This is a genomic window from Bacillus sp. SIMBA_008 (assembly GCF_046535495.1).
GTDB classification, from domain to species: Bacteria; Bacillota; Bacilli; order Bacillales; family Bacillaceae; genus Bacillus; species Bacillus subtilis.
In genome coordinates this window covers 108,997-122,702 of the sequence record NZ_JAWRWL010000003.1, presented here as the reverse complement: position 1 = coordinate 122,702, position 13,706 = coordinate 108,997, and the positions used below count along the sequence as shown (strand labels likewise).

Here is a 13,706-nt window from a genome sequence, read left to right as displayed (position 1 = left end):
CAAAAAACTTTTCAATATATTTCATAAAATCCCGCCAATAAGCTGAAGCTAACACAAATGATGATTTTATTATGGGTCTAACAAAAGCAAAAAAAGAGAAGGTGGATGTGATGGCATTGAATAAGCCCAAAATCGTGATTTTAGGTGCAGGATATGGCGGATTGATGACGGTGACAAGGCTGACGAAGTATGTCGGGCCGAATGATGCTGACATTACGCTTGTAAATAAACACAATTATCATTATGAAACGACATGGATGCATGAAGCGAGCGCGGGTACGCTCCATCATGACCGCTGCCGTTATCAGATAAAAGATGTAATCAACCAGACACGGGTGAATTTTGTACAGGATACCGTAAAGGCAATCAAAATTGATGAGAAAAAAGTTGTGCTTGCGAATGGAGAACTGCAGTACGATTATTTAGTCATCGGGCTCGGCGCCGTGCCTGAAACGTTCGGCATTAAAGGCTTAAAAGAATATGCGTTTCCGATTGCCAACATCAACACGTCGCGACTGCTACGGGAACATATTGAGCTGCAGTTTGCGACTTACAATACGGAAGCGGAAAAACGGCCGGACAGGTTAACGATCGTTGTTGGTGGTGCCGGATTTACGGGAATTGAATTTCTTGGCGAACTGGCTGCTCGCGTGCCCGAGCTCTGTAAGGAATATGACGTTGACAGAAGCCTTGTCCGCATCATTTGTGTGGAAGCAGCGCCGACCGTTTTGCCGGGCTTTGATCCGGAACTTGTTGATTACGCCGTACATTATCTTGAGGAAAACGGAGTTGAGTTCAAGATCGGCACGGCTGTACAAGAATGTACACCAGAAGGAGTCAGAGTCGGCAAAAAAGATGAGGAACCAGAGCAGATCAAATCGCAAACCGTTGTATGGGCGGCAGGTGTCCGCGGTCATCCGATTGTGGAGGAAGCCGGTTTTGAGAATATGCGCGGCCGAGTCAAAGTCAATCCTGATCTCCGCGCCCCGGGACATGACAATGTCTTTATTCTCGGCGACAGCTCGCTGTTTATGAATGAAGATACAGAGCGCCCGTATCCGCCGACTGCGCAAATTGCAATGCAGCAGGGCATAACGGTCGCTAAAAACCTTGGCAGGCTTATTAAAGGCGGAGAGCTTGAGGAATTCAAGCCGGACATTAAGGGAACAGTGGCTTCTCTTGGCGAGCATAACGCGGTTGGGGTTGTTTATGGCAGAAAGCTGAAAGGCACGCCTGCTTCGTTTATGAAAAAAGTCATTGATAACCGCTCGCTGTTTATGATTGGCGGACTCGGACTGACACTGAAAAAAGGCAAGTTCAAGTTTTTCTAAAAACCCGCGGAAGCGGGTTTTCTTTATTAAAAAACGCCAAAATAAAAAGAGAACGAGAGGAAAACAAGTATGTTTCCGCTTACATCAAAAGATTTGTCACATGATCTGACTTTATTGTTGACAGCTTGATATGGTATATTATCAGAAAATTAAGAAAAAAGGGTGATGATTAGATGAAAACTGCAACGACAACCGCTTCACATGCATGCCCATTTTGTTCAGGAAAAGGATATTTTCAATTGATTCTCGGCGGTTCAGAGACTTGTCCGTCTTGCCAGGGGACAGGAAAAGACAGTCATTCTTTTTCCAGCCGTTGACTTTATTTCAGCCCCCGCGTTACACTAAAAACAACGCAGGGGGGTGGAATAGGTTGATTAGTCTGCCAGTCGTAATCATCTCAATTGTTTTGTTTTTTGTCTTGTTTTTTGGAATCGGTTTCTTATTAAACATGCTGCTGAGAATGTCTTGGATTATGGCTGTGATTTATCCAATTGTATGCCTTTTCATTATCAGCAAAGAAAAGCTGATCAGCTATGTCCAGTCGCCGGGAGAATCCTTTGCCAGTCTGTTTCATCGTGTCTTATCATTAGCGGCTGCTGATGTGCTGATTTTAGTCAGCGGTTTGGCCGGCGCCATCGTGTCCGGTATAGCGATCAACATGCTCAGAAAAAGAGGATATCAAATGTTTTAAATGCCGCTTTCTTCTAAAGAAAGCTTTTTTTATGCGTTCAGCTCATTCATCATTTTGAATAATGCTCTCTCCACTTGGGAACAATGATTCGGAGGAGAGGTGAATGATGTGAATATGATCAGACGTTTGCTGATGACCTGTTTATTTCTGCTTGCATTTGGCACGACATTTTTATCAGTGTCAGGAATTGAAGCGAAGGACTTGTCAAAATGGGTGCAGGAACATCAGGAAAAGCACTTGAAGCATGCAGGACTGACATTAAAAGCATTGCAGCAGAAACAAACACAAACCACGTCCGCGGCTGAGGATAAAACTAAACCGTTAGAAGAGGCATTTGATTGGGATGAATATCCAGTCCAAAGAGTAACAGCAACAGGCTACACAGCAGGAGCTGAGTCGACGGGCAAAAATCCCGGTGATCCATTATACGGGCTTACATATTCCGGTGTGAAAGTGAAAAGGGATTTATATTCCACGGTTACTGCTGACCCGTCCGTATTTCCGATTGGCACGATCTTATTCATTCCGAACTACGGTCTCGGCGTTGTAGCTGACACAGGATCGGCAATTAAGGGAAACCGCCTTGATCTGTACTTTGAAACCGTCAAAGATGTATACAATGAATGGGGCAAAAAAACCCTTGATGTATATGTGATTAAAAAGGGAACGGGAAAGATTACCGAGGATGAGCTTGAGAAGCTCAATGAAACAAAATCTTTGCAAGTGTTCAGAAATCAATATAAAACTGTGAAAGAATAAAACGCTCCAGCGAAAGCAGGAGCGTTTTTTTACATGAAAAAGTAAGCGAGTACCAATGTCAGTAAAATACCTGTTAGTCCTCCGAAAAAGACTTCGATCGGCTGATGTCCGAGAAGCTCTTTCAGCTTTTTTTGCTTTTCTTTCTCTGCTGCCTTAGGGAAGTCCTTCGCTTCATTTACGAAACGGTTAAAATCAATGACAAGCTTATTAATGACTGTTGCCTGCTCACCGGCGTGACGTCTGACGCCAGTTGCGTCAAACATGGTTATGACGGCGAAAATGGCGGAAACCGCAAAGAGTGAGGAGTCTAATCCATGCTCTAAGGCTACGCCTGTTGAAAGTGCAGTGACCGCTGCGGAGTGAGAGCTGGGCATGCCGCCTGTGCTTGTGACCAGCGACCAGTCCAGTTTTCTGGACACGATAAACTGTATGGGCACTTTGATGACCTGAGCAAAAATAATTGCGGCCAGGCTTGATAATAAAGGAAAATTCGTTAAAAGTTCCATCGGCGACATCCTTTCTATTTGAAAAATCCTTCGTGTTTCAAAAGAAAAAAGCAAGTCTTAGACTGTTGTTTGTTAAAATAAGTATAGTGGAAAGAATGTTTTTCCTATTATACCATTGTTCATTACAAATACCCATTACGTTAGGAGTGTAAGCCTCATGTTTTATGCGGTTCAACAATCAGAGCATACAGAAACCCTTGTGGTCGGGCTTTTTCAAAAAAGCCAGCTGACAGGAAAAGCATTGGAAATTGATGAAATGCTTGAAGGCCATCTGACACAGCTTTTAAAAGAGGGTGATGTCTCTGCGAAACCGAATCAAGTATCAAAAGTATTCCCTCCATCTTCTGCGGGTATGAAACGGATTTATTTCGTTGGTCTGGGGAGAGAAGCAAATTATTCGTTTGAACAGGCGAAGGAACGTTTTGCTCATGTTTTTCAAGCCATTCATAAAGATCGAAAACAAGAAACTGCTGTTCTGCTTGATACGTTTATTTCGGAAGACGTGCCTCCAGCCGATGCCGCGCATGCTTTAGCTGAGAGCTGCCTGCTTGCTTCCTATGAGGTGCAGGATTATAAGCACAAATCAAATGAGCCTGACAAACAAATTGAAGCCGTGTATGTTGTAACAGATGAAGATACACAGGAAGTGCAGGCCGGGCTTCGCGTCGGCCAGGCATACGGACAAGGGACAAATTCGGCTAGAACGCTTGTGAATATGCCGGGAAACATGCTGACAGCGACTGACCTCGCTTCGTATGCTGAAGAGCTTGCGGCGAAATATGATTTTGAGTGTGAAATATTGGAGAAATCAGAGATGGAAGAGCTCGGTATGGGCGGAATACTTGCGGTAAACCAAGGCTCCACCGAACCGCCGAAAATGATTGTGTTGAAATATCAGGGCAAAAAGGAATGGGAAGACGTCGTCGGACTAGTCGGGAAAGGAATTACCTTTGACACAGGCGGCTACTCCATTAAAACGAAATCTGGAATTGTCGGCATGAAATCAGATATGGGAGGAGCTGCTGCGGTTCTCGGTGCTATGGAAACGATCGGAGAGCTTCGTCCTGAGCAAAACGTGCTGTGCGTTATTCCATCAACCGATAATATGATCTCCGGCGGGGCCATGAAGCCGGATGACGTGATCGTATCTTTAAGCGGAAAAACAATAGAAATCCTTAATACGGATGCTGAAGGAAGGCTAGTGCTTGCAGATGGCATTACATACGCGAAACAGCATGGCGCGTCAGTTCTTGTGGATGTAGCTACGCTTACCGGCGGCGTCGTTGTGGCATTAGGAACTGAAACAACCGGTGCAATGACAAATGATCAAAGCTTTTACCAGCAGGTAGCTGATGCTGCACAAGAGTGCGGCGAGGCAATCTGGCAGCTGCCGATAACAGAGAAGGATAAAAAACGCGTGAAAAGCAGCCAAATGGCGGATCTCAACAATTCACCGGGACGCGAGGGACATGCGATTATGGCAGGAACGTTTCTTGGTGAATTCGCTGAGTCAACACCTTGGGTTCACCTTGATATTGCAGGAACAGCGACTGCCAATAAAGCAACCTGCTTCGGGCCGGCCGGGGCTACTGGCGTTATGGCAAGAACACTGGCTACACTTGCGGAGCGATTTACATTGGAAGAAGATAAAAACGAGTAATGAAAAATCCCTGCTGTATGATGCGGCAGGGATTTTTTTCTTCCGGAATCTTTAGTTGACTAAAGTGGATCGGTTATGATACGATACGTTCGTACTTTATTTATCTACTACATTAGCAAACTAAAGGATTTTTGGAGGGGTATCATCATGAATGCAGTCGTCATCGCAGTCATGCTTATGCTTGTATTAAGCCTGCTGCGTGTCAATATTGTTATCGCATTAATTATAGGCGCCTTGGCCGGCGGGTTAACAGGCGGGCTCGGTCTTGGCGAAACGGTTAAAGCTTTCACAGACGGTCTCGGCGGAAATGCCACCGTTGCAGTCAGCTATGCCATGCTTGGCGCGTTTGCCGCCGCTTTGACGAAAACGGGTCTTCCGGACGCAATGGTGGAAGCCTCCGTTAAATTAATCGGAAATAAAGAAGATTCTCGAAAAAAAGCACTGTCTAAGGTGCTGATTGTGCTGATTATTTTAATTGTATCTTGTTTTTCGCAAAACGTCGTTCCGGTTCACATCGCGTTTATCCCGGTGCTGATTCCGCCGCTTTTGAAAATCTTTAATGAACTTGAAATGGACCGCCGTCTGATCGCGTGTGTAATTACATTTGGCTTAACGGCTCCTTATATTTTGCTTCCGGTCGGTTTCGGCCAAATCTTCCAAGGCATGCTGAAGGACAATATGGCGGATGCCGGGTTAAACGTTCCGCTTGCTGACATTCCGTACGCACTGATTATTCCAGTTGCAGGTATGGTTGTCGGCCTTATTTTATCAGTGATCGTATACCGTAAACCGAAACAATATGAAACAAAAGACATTTCAGGTGCAGAAGCATCGCCATATACGAGAAAAAGTATTGGTATCGCGGTTCTAGCCATTGTTGTGTCACTCGGCGTCCAGCTTTACTTATCTCAGACTTTGGGAGTAGAAGGAATGATTATAGGGGCGCTCGCTGGTCTGATTGTTCTGTTTGTCAGCGGTGTGATGAAGCGTGATGAAGCGGACTCACTGATTACTGATGGAATGGTTTTAATGGCCTTTATCGGCTTTGTCATGCTTGTTGCAGCCGGGTTTTCAAACGTATTGACGAAAACCGGGGATGTCGAGTCACTGGTCAAAACGTCAGCTGGTTTTATCGGACACAGTCAGTCCTTGGGCGCATTGCTGATGCTCATTGTCGGCTTATTAATTACAATGGGAATCGGATCTTCTTTTGCGACGATTCCTGTTATCACAACCATCTTTGTGCCTCTATGCATGCAGCTAGGATTCAGCCCGATGGCAACGATTGCGATTATCGGAGCTGCTGCTGCGCTTGGCGATGCCGGTTCACCTGCCAGTGACAGTACGCTTGGACCGACTTCAGGTTTGAGTGCGGACGGCCAGCATCATCACATTTGGGATACTTGTGTGCCGACATTTATATTTTATAATATTCCGCTTGTCATCTTTGGCTGGATTGCAGCGCTTGTTTTATAGGAAAAAGGCTCCCCTTTACTGGGGAGCCTTTTCTCGTTATGATAAAAAACCGTCCACTAGAACGGTTTTTACGTAGATGATATGTGATTTCTGTTAAAGCCGGTTGCTTTATGAATAGAGCGGTAGATTGCTGGTGCGATAAACGACAGTATCACAGCCAGCGCTGTATCTTTTACCATAAACCAAATCATAAAGCCCCAAGCCGTGCCGTAGCTCACTGGCGTATGAATCCACAGCTTCAGTGCAAGATACATATAGGTAGTGCCGATGAGATACATGATCGCCGTTCCGATAAGTGAAGCAATGAGAAATCGAATTTTACTTGGCTGAATGTTTCGTTCTAAAAACCACCCCGCTGCAAATGCTGCCGGGATGTATGAGATAATAAACCCGCCGCTTTTCCCTGCAAACGGTGCGAAGCCTGCTGAAAATTGAGCAAACACAGGCGCTCCGGCCAATCCCACAAGTGCATATACAATCATGGCAATCGCTGCTCGTTTGCTGCCAAGAAGCAAAGCTGCCAAGAGACAGAAAAACGGCTGCATCGAAAGCGGAATGCCGGCTACTTGTAAAAAGGGTGCTACTGATGTAATGTTGGCCCCGACAGCCATAAGTGCGGCGAACATGCCAATCAGCGCCATATCTCCCGCACGAAGTTTACGTTGTTTCATCGTTGTTCCCCCTTAGGTTGACATACACAATCATAGAGTAATAAAGAACAAAAAGATTGTCAACATGATTTTAAATTAGGTTAACAAAAAGGAGGCCCATATGTATTTCGGAAAAACAAGACAGTCCGATCAATCTGGAAGAGTGCCGCCAAATCAAAACGTCACCACTTCATTTCCTGTGCTTCATACCGGAGATGTCCCATATTACGAAGATATGACGAAATGGAATCTTCAAGTATACGGTTTGGTTGACCATCCGATGCTGCTAAGCTTTGAAGATGTCAAAGCCTTTCCACGGTATGAATCGAAAAATGACATTCATTGTGTCACGGGATGGTCAAGGCTTGATAATGTGTGGCAAGGCGTGCGGGCTTGTGATATAGCGGAAAAAGCGGGTGTAAAAGAAGAAGCGGGCTACGTCATTTTACATGCTGAAGAGGGCTGGACGACCAATCTGCCGCTTGATGATTTCTTAGCGGAAACTTCCCTTCTGGCTTATGCGCATAATGGCGAACCTTTAACCCCTGAACACGGCTTTCCGCTGCGGGGTGTATTTCCGCATCTGTATTTTTGGAAAAGCGCCAAGTGGCTGCGCGGCATCCAATTTACGAAAGAAAATCACCCTGGCTTTTGGGAGCGGAATGGCTATCACATGAGAGGCGATCCTTGGCAAAATCAAAGGTTTACATGGGATTAAGGTTCTATTTCAAATAGGACAATCCGCATCTTTATTAGGTTTTTACTTCCATATTGATAGTCTGCAGGTACCTTATTTGATCAAGGTGCCTTTTTTATTCGGGAAAAAGTTGACTTTCTTTGGAAGAAAACCTATTATTTGAGGTGTCTAGTTGATAGTGAAAATCATTATCATACATTGCGGTTTAGTTTAAGGAGAGGAATGTCGTACTGCATGAAAGAGCAAACAACAGACCGGACAAATGGCGGCACATCAAACGCATTTACGATTCCTGGTACGGAAGTGCGTATGATGTCTTCACGCAATGAAAACCGTACCTATCACATTTTTATCTCGAAACCTAGTACGCCGCCGCCACCCGCTGGTTATCCTGTGATTTATCTGCTGGATGCCAATTCTGTCTTCGGAACGATGACGGAAGCCGTTCGAATACAGGGACGCCGACCCGAAAAAACCGGGGTGATCCCTGCAGTGATCGTCGGCATTGGCTATGAGACAGCGGAGCCGTTCTCTTCAGCACGCCACCGGGATTTTACAATGCCAACAGCCCAATCGAAGCTGCCGGAAAGGCCCGACGGCAGAGAATGGCCGGAGCATGGCGGAGCGGAGGGCTTTTTCAGATTTATTGAAGAGGATTTAAAACCGGAGATAGAACGAGATTACCAGATTGATAAAAATAGACAAACAATCTTTGGCCATTCGCTCGGAGGGCTTTTCGTGCTGCAGGTGCTGCTAACAAAGCCTGATGCGTTTCAAACGTATATCGCAGGAAGTCCGTCCATTCATTGGAATAAACCGTTTATTCTCGAGAAAACGGACCATTTCGTCTCTCTCACCAAGAAAAACAATCAGCCTATCAATATCCTGCTTGCCGCAGGAGAATTAGAGCAGCATCATAAAAGCCGGATGAATGATAATGCAAGGGAGCTTTATGAGCGGCTGGCCGTTTTATCTGAACAAGGCATACGGGCAGAATTTTGCGAGTTTTCAGGAGAAGGACATATTTCAGTTCTTCCTGTTTTGGTCAGCAGGGCGCTGCGTTTTGCGCTTCACCCTGACGGACCGCATCTATCAATGGGCTGAGACATACTCAGCCTTGCCTTTAAAAAAATATTTGTCACTGAAATTATATTTGACTGTCACATGACATTTGGATATGATTATTTTTATAATTGATAATGATAATCATTATCAATGGATTGCGTTTTTCAAGGCGCAGCAGTCTTTTTCGCTGGATGTCTGTCCGGCATTGGAGCGAAGAAAGGAATTGATGATATGAATGCAAAGGGTTTAGAGGGAAAAATTGCTTTTATAACAGGGGCTGCCCAAGGAATAGGCGAAGCTGTTGCGCGGACGCTTGCCAGTCAAGGCGCACATATTGCGGCAGTTGATTATAATCCTGAAAAGCTGGAAAAGGTTGTGAGCAGCCTCAAAGCAGAAGGCCGCCATGCAGAAGCTTTTCCTGCGGATGTGAGAGACAGCGCGGCGATTGACGAGATCACGGCGCGCATCGAACGTGAAATGGGGCCGATTGATATTTTAGTGAATGTAGCGGGTGTCCTTCGCCCGGGACTGATCCATTCGCTTAGCGATGAGGAATGGGAGGCGACGTTCTCAGTGAATTCGACTGGCGTATTTAACGCCTCGCGTTCAGTAAGCAAATATATGATGGACCGAAGATCGGGTTCGATTGTAACAGTCGGATCGAATGCTGCCGGTGTGCCAAGAACATCTATGGCGGCATATGCGTCTTCAAAGGCTGCGGCTGTGATGTTTACGAAATGCCTTGGCCTTGAGCTTGCAGAATACAATATTCGCTGCAACATTGTATCTCCCGGATCAACGGAAACAGACATGCAGTGGTCATTATGGGCCGACGAGAATGGAGCGGAGCAAGTCATAAAAGGATCACTTGAGACATTTAAAACAGGGATTCCGCTCAAAAAACTAGCCAAGCCTTCGGATATTGCGGATGCGGTGCTCTTTTTGGTTTCTGGCCAGGCAGGGCATATTACGATGCATAACTTATGCGTAGATGGCGGCGCGACCTTAGGCGTGTAACTGAATTTAAAGGAGGTTCATGAGAATGTTGGATCAAAACGTTATAACAGAAACAAAAGCGGAGCATTTGCTTCATGAATATCAGCCGGGCGCCTTTTTCTTAGCGTCTCCTCATCGTGTACTGTTAGCGAAAGGCATATGTGAAATCGTACCGGAGGCAGACGGGCAAAACCAAATGGAAACCCTTTCTGGCCGAATTGCAGAGGCGTTACGTCAGGCAAAACAATCAGGGCAAAGCCGGCCGCTTGTTGTCGGGGCCGTTCCTTTTGATCAAGTAAAAGCAGCGCGGCTCGTTGTACCTGAAGAAGTGCGCTGGTCAGGACCGCTTCAATTTGATCATGAGGAAAAGGAACAGCAGGCTGGGCATACATACCACATAAAGCCTGTTCCTGAACCTGAGGATTATAAAAATGGTGTTGAACAAGGGCTGACACGCATTGCCGATGGAATACTCAGCAAAATCGTCCTGTCCAGATCGCTGCATTTGACATCGCCTGAACCGATTCAGACGGATGAATTGCTTCGCCATCTGGCTCAGCATAACTCGCATGGCTACACGTTTGCCGCAGACGTGTCCAGTCAGGAGGAAACGTCTCCCCGCCGAACATTGCTCGGAGCAAGTCCGGAGCTTCTCGTTTCAAGGATGGGAACACAGGTCGTTTCCAACCCATTAGCCGGCTCAAGGCCGCGCAGTAATGATCCTGTTGAAGACCAGCGCCGGGCAGCTGAATTGCTTTCTTCCGCAAAGGATCTTCATGAGCACGCGGTTGTCGCTGACGCGGTTGCGGCAGCGCTGAGACCTTTCTGCCGGACGCTGGAGGTTCCGGAGAAGCCTTCACTGATCAAAACGGAAACGATGTGGCACCTGTCCAGCGTGATTAAGGGAGAGCTTTCCGACCCGTCTGTAACCGCACTTGAATTGGCGGCGGCTCTCCACCCGACGCCAGCAGTCTGCGGAACACCGACTGATCTTGCAAGAGAAGCGATTCTCAGCATTGAACCATTTGACCGCGGTTTCTTTACCGGCATGGTCGGATGGTGTGACGATGCCGGTGACGGAGAATGGATCGTGACCATCCGTTGTGCAGAAGCAGAAGAACGCTCACTCCGCCTGTATGCTGGAGCTGGTGTTGTGGCCGGTTCAAAGCCCGAGGACGAGCTTCAGGAGACGTCCGCAAAGTTTCGGACAATGCTGCGGGCAATGGGCGTGGATCACATATGAACAGAATGAATTGCTGGAGGGATGCAACATGCTGAAAGGATTTACTCCTTGGCCTGATGAGTTAGCTGAGACCTATCGAAAGAATGGCTGCTGGGCCGGCGAGACGTTTGGAGATTTGTTAAGAGACCGGGCAGCCAAATATGGCGACCGCATTGCGATTACATGCGGGAACACCCATTGGAGCTATCAAGAGCTTGACACAAGGGTTGATCGTTTGGCTGCCGGATTTCAGAAGCTCGGCATTCAACAGATGGATCGTGTCGTGGTGCAGCTGCCAAATATCAAAGAGTTTTTTGAAGTTATTTTCGCGCTATTCCGTCTGGGGGCGCTTCCAGTCTTCGCACTGCCTTCTCATCGAAGCAGTGAAATTACATATTTTTGCGAGTTTGCTGAAGCGGCTGCATATATCATTCCCGACGCTTATTCCGGTTTTGACTACCGTACGCTTGCCAGACAAGTTCAAAGCAAGCTGCCGACTTTGAAACACGTCATTGTCGCAGGTGAGGCAGAGGAATTTTTGCCGCTGGAGGATTTGCATACAGAACCTGTAAAACTGCCTGAAGTCAAATCTTCGGATGTGGCGTTCCTCCAGCTTTCTGGCGGGAGCACCGGGCTATCGAAACTGATTCCGAGGACCCACGATGACTACATATACAGCCTGAAGCGGAGTGTGGAGGTCTGCTGGCTCGACCACAGCACGGTGTACTTGGCCGCGCTGCCGATGGCACACAATTATCCGCTGAGCTCACCTGGCGTTCTCGGCGTATTATACGCTGGAGGAAGAGTGGTATTATCTCCTTCTCCAAGTCCAGATGACGCATTTCCTTTAATTGAACGGGAAAAGGTCACGATAACCGCTCTTGTTCCGCCTCTTGCGATGGTATGGATGGATGCGGCATCCTCACGCCGTGATGATTTATCCAGCCTTCAAGTGCTGCAGGTCGGCGGTGCCAAGTTTAGTGCTGAAGCCGCGCGCAGGGTAAAAGCTGTTTTCGGCTGCACGCTGCAGCAGGTGTTCGGAATGGCAGAGGGTCTCGTCAATTATACGAGATTGGATGATCCTGAGGAGATCATTGTCAACACCCAAGGAAAACCGATGTCTCCATATGATGAAGTGCGTGTTTGGGATGATCATGATCGCGACGTAAAACCTGGTGAAACAGGCCATCTGCTGACGCGGGGACCGTATACAATTCGCGGTTACTATAAGGCAGAAGAGCATAACGCCGCTTCATTTACTGAGGACGGTTTTTACCGTACGGGTGATATCGTCAGGCTGACACGAGACGGTTATATTGTCGTTGAAGGCCGGGCGAAGGATCAAATTAACCGTGGAGGAGAAAAGGTTGCGGCTGAAGAGGTAGAAAATCATCTGCTGGCGCATCCGGCTGTCCATGATGCAGCAATGGTCTCCATGCCTGATCAATTTCTTGGCGAAAGATCTTGTGTGTTCATTATTCCCCGGGATGAAGCCCCAAAAGCCGCAGAGCTTAAAGCATTTTTGAGAGAGCGCGGACTGGCGGCATATAAAATCCCTGACCGAGTTGAATTTGTCGAATCCTTTCCGCAGACAGGGGTAGGAAAGGTAAGCAAAAAGGCTCTTCGTGAAGCCATTTCCGAGAAACTTCTTGCAGGGTCAAAAAAATAAATCAACAATTTGAGAGGAAGTGTTCATATGGCTATACCTGCCATTCAGCCGTATCAAATGCCGACAGCGTCTGATATGCCGCAAAACAAAGTCTCATGGGTGCCTGATCCAAATCGGGCGGTCCTATTAATACACGATATGCAAAACTATTTTGTCGATGCTTTCACAGCGGGAGCGTCTCCGGTAACAGAGCTTTCAGCGAATATACGAAAGCTGAAGAATCAATGTGTTCAGCTTGGGATTCCTGTTGTCTATACCGCACAGCCGGGAAGCCAAAATCCGGATGAGCGTGCGCTGCTGACAGACTTTTGGGGCCCGGGATTAAACAGCGGTCCTTATGAGGAGAAAATTATAACCGAGCTGGCACCGGAGGATGATGATCTTGTGCTGACAAAATGGAGATACAGCGCGTTTAAGAGAACGAATCTGCTTGAAATGATGCGCAAAGAGGGACGCGATCAGCTGATCATTACAGGAATTTACGCCCATATCGGCTGTCTTGTTACAGCATGTGAAGCATTTATGGAGGATATTAAAGCCTTTTTTGTGGGAGATGCAGTTGCTGATTTTTCATTAGAAAAACATCAAATGGCGCTGGACTATGCGGCTGGACGCTGTGCGTTTACCGTGATGACTGACAGTCTTCTTGATCAGCTGCAGAATGCGCCGGCAGACGTTCAAAAAACGTCAGCAAACACTGGCAAAAAGAATGTGTTTACATGTGAGAATATCCGTAAACAAATTGCTGAGCTTCTACAAGAAACATCGGAAGACATCACAGATCAAGAGGATTTGCTCGATCGTGGTCTTGATTCGGTAAGGATCATGACATTGGTGGAACAATGGCGCCGTGAAGGGGCAGAGGTGACTTTCGTGGAATTGGCTGAACGCCCAACGATCGAAGAATGGCAAAAATTGCTCACAACCCGCAACCAGCAAGTGCTGCCAAACGCGGATTATTTATAAAAGGAGGGTAAACAAACG

The 13,706-nt window shown here is 46.9% G+C and carries 14 protein-coding genes; 12 read left to right on the top strand and 2 right to left on the bottom strand.

Annotation, left to right across the window (positions count from 1 at the left end; genetic code table 11):
- The first annotated feature begins 110 nt into the window (after nt 1-110).
- From SB658_RS11235 to spsC, 4 genes are all read left to right on the top strand, one after another.
- Entirely contained in the window at nt 111-1,331 is a 1,221-nt protein-coding gene (locus SB658_RS11235) for an NAD(P)/FAD-dependent oxidoreductase (protein WP_038828079.1), read from the top strand.
- A gap of 173 nt (nt 1,332-1,504) precedes the next feature.
- Nucleotides 1,505-1,648, top strand: a complete 144-nt coding sequence (locus SB658_RS11230) for a YuiA family protein (protein WP_003243733.1) — start codon at nt 1,505-1,507, stop codon at nt 1,646-1,648.
- 53 nt (nt 1,649-1,701) lie between these two features.
- A complete protein-coding gene (locus tag SB658_RS11225; protein WP_003243877.1) occupies nt 1,702-2,022 on the top strand; it encodes a YuiB family protein in 321 nt (106 codons plus the stop codon).
- A 114-nt stretch (nt 2,023-2,136) separates the two neighbouring features.
- Complete coding sequence (spsC, locus tag SB658_RS11220; RefSeq protein ID WP_144500554.1) at nt 2,137-2,781, top strand: stationary phase survival protein SpsC; 645 nt, start codon at nt 2,137-2,139, stop codon at nt 2,779-2,781.
- Nucleotides 2,782-2,810: 29 nt separating this feature from the next.
- Here spsC and SB658_RS11215 read toward each other — a convergent pair whose 3' ends face one another.
- Complete coding sequence (locus SB658_RS11215; RefSeq protein WP_003244337.1) at nt 2,811-3,287, bottom strand: divergent PAP2 family protein; 477 nt, start codon at nt 3,285-3,287, stop codon at nt 2,811-2,813.
- 157 nt (nt 3,288-3,444) lie between these two features.
- Between SB658_RS11215 and SB658_RS11210 the strand changes: the two genes are divergently transcribed.
- Both SB658_RS11210 and SB658_RS11205 read left to right on the top strand, forming a co-directional pair.
- On the top strand, nt 3,445-4,947 hold the full coding sequence (locus SB658_RS11210) for a leucyl aminopeptidase (RefSeq protein WP_015251314.1): 1,503 nt from the start codon (nt 3,445-3,447) through the stop codon (nt 4,945-4,947).
- Nucleotides 4,948-5,094: 147 nt separating this feature from the next.
- A complete protein-coding gene (locus tag SB658_RS11205) occupies nt 5,095-6,423 on the top strand; it encodes a Na+/H+ antiporter family protein (protein WP_085185924.1) in 1,329 nt (442 codons plus the stop codon).
- A 68-nt stretch (nt 6,424-6,491) separates the two neighbouring features.
- On the opposite strand, the gene SB658_RS11200 is transcribed toward SB658_RS11205, so the two are convergent.
- A complete protein-coding gene (locus SB658_RS11200; protein WP_003228737.1) occupies nt 6,492-7,094 on the bottom strand; it encodes a biotin transporter BioY in 603 nt (200 codons plus the stop codon).
- 100 nt (nt 7,095-7,194) lie between these two features.
- On the opposite strand from SB658_RS11200, the gene SB658_RS11195 reads away from it, so the two are divergent.
- From SB658_RS11195 to SB658_RS11170, 6 genes are all read left to right on the top strand, one after another.
- Complete coding sequence (locus SB658_RS11195) at nt 7,195-7,791, top strand: sulfite oxidase-like oxidoreductase (RefSeq protein WP_003228739.1); 597 nt, start codon at nt 7,195-7,197, stop codon at nt 7,789-7,791.
- Between the two features lie 213 nt (nt 7,792-8,004).
- The gene (besA, locus tag SB658_RS11190) at nt 8,005-8,874 is read left to right on the top strand and encodes a ferri-bacillibactin esterase BesA (protein ID WP_024572558.1); all 870 of its coding nucleotides are present in this window, start codon (nt 8,005-8,007) and stop codon (nt 8,872-8,874) included.
- Nucleotides 8,875-9,066: 192 nt separating this feature from the next.
- Nucleotides 9,067-9,852 carry a 2,3-dihydro-2,3-dihydroxybenzoate dehydrogenase gene (locus SB658_RS11185; RefSeq protein ID WP_041850621.1) on the top strand — a complete coding sequence of 262 codons (786 nt, stop codon included), beginning with the start codon at nt 9,067-9,069 and terminating at the stop codon, nt 9,850-9,852.
- 25 nt (nt 9,853-9,877) lie between these two features.
- Entirely contained in the window at nt 9,878-11,074 is a 1,197-nt protein-coding gene (gene dhbC / locus SB658_RS11180) for an isochorismate synthase DhbC (RefSeq protein ID WP_085185926.1), read from the top strand.
- A gap of 28 nt (nt 11,075-11,102) precedes the next feature.
- Nucleotides 11,103-12,722 carry a (2,3-dihydroxybenzoyl)adenylate synthase gene (locus SB658_RS11175; RefSeq protein WP_043940187.1) on the top strand — a complete coding sequence of 540 codons (1,620 nt, stop codon included), beginning with the start codon at nt 11,103-11,105 and terminating at the stop codon, nt 12,720-12,722.
- 27 nt (nt 12,723-12,749) lie between these two features.
- Nucleotides 12,750-13,688, top strand: a complete 939-nt coding sequence (locus SB658_RS11170) for an isochorismatase (protein WP_085185928.1) — start codon at nt 12,750-12,752, stop codon at nt 13,686-13,688.
- The last annotated feature ends 18 nt before the right edge of the window (nt 13,689-13,706 follow it).

Bases quoted from the DNA above. Each gene is read 5' to 3' on its own strand.
- SB658_RS11210 (WP_015251314.1), top strand. From the start codon at position 3,445: ATGTTTTATGCGGTTCAACAATCAGAGCATACAGAAACCCTTGTGGTC.
- spsC (WP_144500554.1), top strand. From the start codon at position 2,137: ATGATCAGACGTTTGCTGATGACCTGTTTATTTCTGCTTGCATTTGGC.
- besA (WP_024572558.1), top strand. From the start codon at position 8,005: ATGAAAGAGCAAACAACAGACCGGACAAATGGCGGCACATCAAACGCA.
- SB658_RS11215 (WP_003244337.1), bottom strand. From the start codon at position 3,287: ATGGAACTTTTAACGAATTTTCCTTTATTATCAAGCCTGGCCGCAATT.
- SB658_RS11205 (WP_085185924.1), top strand. From the start codon at position 5,095: ATGAATGCAGTCGTCATCGCAGTCATGCTTATGCTTGTATTAAGCCTG.
- dhbC (WP_085185926.1), top strand. From the start codon at position 9,878: ATGTTGGATCAAAACGTTATAACAGAAACAAAAGCGGAGCATTTGCTT.
- SB658_RS11230 (WP_003243733.1), top strand. From the start codon at position 1,505: ATGAAAACTGCAACGACAACCGCTTCACATGCATGCCCATTTTGTTCA.
- SB658_RS11200 (WP_003228737.1), bottom strand. From the start codon at position 7,094: ATGAAACAACGTAAACTTCGTGCGGGAGATATGGCGCTGATTGGCATG.
- SB658_RS11195 (WP_003228739.1), top strand. From the start codon at position 7,195: ATGTATTTCGGAAAAACAAGACAGTCCGATCAATCTGGAAGAGTGCCG.
- SB658_RS11170 (WP_085185928.1), top strand. From the start codon at position 12,750: ATGGCTATACCTGCCATTCAGCCGTATCAAATGCCGACAGCGTCTGAT.
- SB658_RS11235 (WP_038828079.1), top strand. From the start codon at position 111: ATGGCATTGAATAAGCCCAAAATCGTGATTTTAGGTGCAGGATATGGC.
- SB658_RS11175 (WP_043940187.1), top strand. From the start codon at position 11,103: ATGCTGAAAGGATTTACTCCTTGGCCTGATGAGTTAGCTGAGACCTAT.
- SB658_RS11185 (WP_041850621.1), top strand. From the start codon at position 9,067: ATGAATGCAAAGGGTTTAGAGGGAAAAATTGCTTTTATAACAGGGGCT.